General features: G+C 39.7%; 1 protein-coding gene and 1 pseudogene. One reads left to right on the forward strand and one right to left on the reverse strand.

Going from position 1 to position 2,566, the window contains the following annotated elements; genetic code table 11:
- Positions 1-312: 312 nt before the first annotated feature.
- Positions 313-468 (forward strand): annotated as a pseudogene (locus tag KDK19_RS04355) (IS5/IS1182 family transposase); the annotation flags it as partial.
- On the opposite strand, the gene KDK19_RS04360 reads toward KDK19_RS04355, so the two are convergent.
- The coding region (locus KDK19_RS04360) for a hypothetical protein (protein ID WP_257291404.1) at positions 465-2,566 on the reverse strand (2,102 nt) is incomplete at its 5' end. The pseudogene KDK19_RS04355 and the gene KDK19_RS04360 overlap by 4 nt on opposite strands.

Raw genomic sequence — 2,566 nt, forward strand, 5'->3', positions numbered from 1 at the left:
GCGTTAAAAAGAGAAATTTTAACAGTCTTCTGTGACAAACAAGCATAGAGTTGACATAGATCCCATTTGATAATTATTAATTTGTTAATCAGAGTTGACCTGTTAAACAACCGTTTTTATTTGTATTGATTGAATGAATTGTTCTGATTCCTATGGAGCCTGAGGAAAAATAGCAGTGGGTTCAGGATGTGGCAAGAATGGCTCTGTAGGTAATAGGCATAACAGTCAACGGGGTTTCTGTTGTAGTCAAAAATAGATGGAAAAGTTTACGATGGGACTTCTATTTCATTGGCTGTAAAGTTTTGGTACGGAATCCCGCAGCGCTGTTTCGTTGAAACCTCATTTTTCTGGTTAGAAAACTGCCGCTATTTATGGAAAAATACTGAGCGTAAACTGAACACAAGTCTTCAATTTACGCATTTGGGCTTCTTGTTACTCTTACTGAGTCAATTATGGACAACGTCTTAACGGCTTAGTATTTTTTTTTGTTTTAAAAGATGCTTCATATGGAAATCTGCATTATGTTTCTCTCCCAGAAGGCGGGCGGAATTGGCTGAGATCGAGTGAAAAAAGGCCAACCAGACAGAAAGATCTATGTCGTACTGTTTGAATGCGGTGCTCATGGCCTCCCGATTATCATCGTACATAACCGTTAGATCGGCGGTTGCCAGAAGTGTAAAAAAGGCTGTTTTCATTTGTTCATTTTTTTCAATCTTCTCAGCCATTACTGTATCCCAGAACAGGTTGCGTTCGTTGTCACAGCTGTCATCGAGGGTCTCGTAAGCCCATAAATAATAGTGAATCAAGGCTGATTTTGTGCGATGTTTCTTCAACAGAGCATTACTTATAGCCCCATAGTTCGGATGAGATTCCAGTTGGGGCAGATTGTAAATGAATTCGTCAAAGCCGGTTTGAGTTTGTGGTGTTTCCTGCAGCGCTTCAAACGACGTTATGAAGTCACTCCGGCTTAGCTCATAGCTTGTAATATTCTCTGATAATTGATCAATATCAGAGGCTCTTACCTCGGATGATATATCAAGTACTTCGGGTTTACCTATTATAAAAGCTTTGACAAGGCTTAAATATTTCTTGATGTTTTCTGGTCTGCCACTACTTTTGATTTCACTGTCCAGGAAAATACCATATTGTTCTGGTCTTTCTTTAATGCTTAGCTTTCTTATTTCCTCAAGTGGTTTCAGAAGTATTCTCTCAATACTATCTGGGTTATTTATTTTGGGGAATAACTCTTTTTCAGCTTCAGAGCCATCATTGCTGAACACAAACTGGATGTGGTAGTTTGTATTGGCAAGTAAAAAATATTTTGTGAGTATTGTCGGCCAGCCAGCCTGTGGGATATGCAGAAGGTTAAACCGTTCATTAGTAAAGATTCTGATGGCTGCTTCAGCCGCAAAACGTACTCCACACATAGAGCTCGCTATCAACCCGGGTAAAATTTCCGTAATAATCTTACCCGCTTCAATAAATAACTTTTCCTCCGGTTTTTTGGTCGATACGTATTGAATAACAGGCTTATAGATTGAGTCTTTTTGTTGGGGGGCTGATGTTTCGTCCTGATAATACTGATAGTGATTTGCTAGCCGCATAAACACCAGTGATTCCAGATAACCGCCATAATGGAAGCCAGTTATACGTGCTTTCATGAAATGTTCATAAGCACTCTCCAGAAAACTTTTGCGATCGGTTAATACTATCCGCCGGGAGTCAGAACTTATTTCCGCCTCAAGAAGCGTCAATCCAGCCAGGCAATTAATCCAGCCTGTCATCTGTAATGATTCATCATCTAATTTATTTTCATATTGCTTTAACTGCTGCATTAATTTCTGGTAGCCAACTTTTCTGGCTTGCTGAATAGCAAGAATAAAGATACCTTCGTCTCCATCTTTGAATTTTTTCAAGCTGGCACTGTCAAAGAAAGCAGAGTCGATGTCCTTTGGTATTAAATGACTATCATCCGTCTCGACTGGCATATGCCATATATGCTTTTCAAACCAATTGCGTTTTTTTTGCCAATCTTCTGAATGGCTCTGGAGTGTTTTTGCCTTTTCCGGATTTTCACCGATTCGCCTGATCGTGTACTCGTGAATCAGAAAAAAGACGTTGTACCATTGTGACTCATCCTTGGTAGCCAGTTCAGGAAACAAGCTAATTAACTTTGTTAGAAATTGTAAGTCATGGCCAAAATGATGGACGGTCAAACTGGCTTGGTCATTGAGGGGAAGGGCTTTAAGATGAGGAAAAACGGGCTTTTCTTCTGGTGATACATCAAGCAGATGAAAAGCAAGTTTTATGATATCTGCCAAAGCCCGATTCTCAGGATCAATATCCTTAGTGAGTTGCTCCTTTTTTTCTTTGAGGAATATGGCATTCAATGAACTTGGTGCAATAAAGTCCTGTAGAGAAAAACGCATGATAATTGGAGATAGATCCAGACTATAAAATTTAAGTAAGTCCATTCGACCCGTTGCAAGGCTCAGTACCAATCTTAATTTTACTTCTGCTTGCGTTTCTGCTGTATTGCCCCCTTTGACTTTCACTTCCTCTTCCT

This window comes from Endozoicomonas sp. ONNA1 (assembly GCF_024606325.1).
Lineage (GTDB): Bacteria > Pseudomonadota > Gammaproteobacteria > Pseudomonadales > Endozoicomonadaceae > Endozoicomonas_A.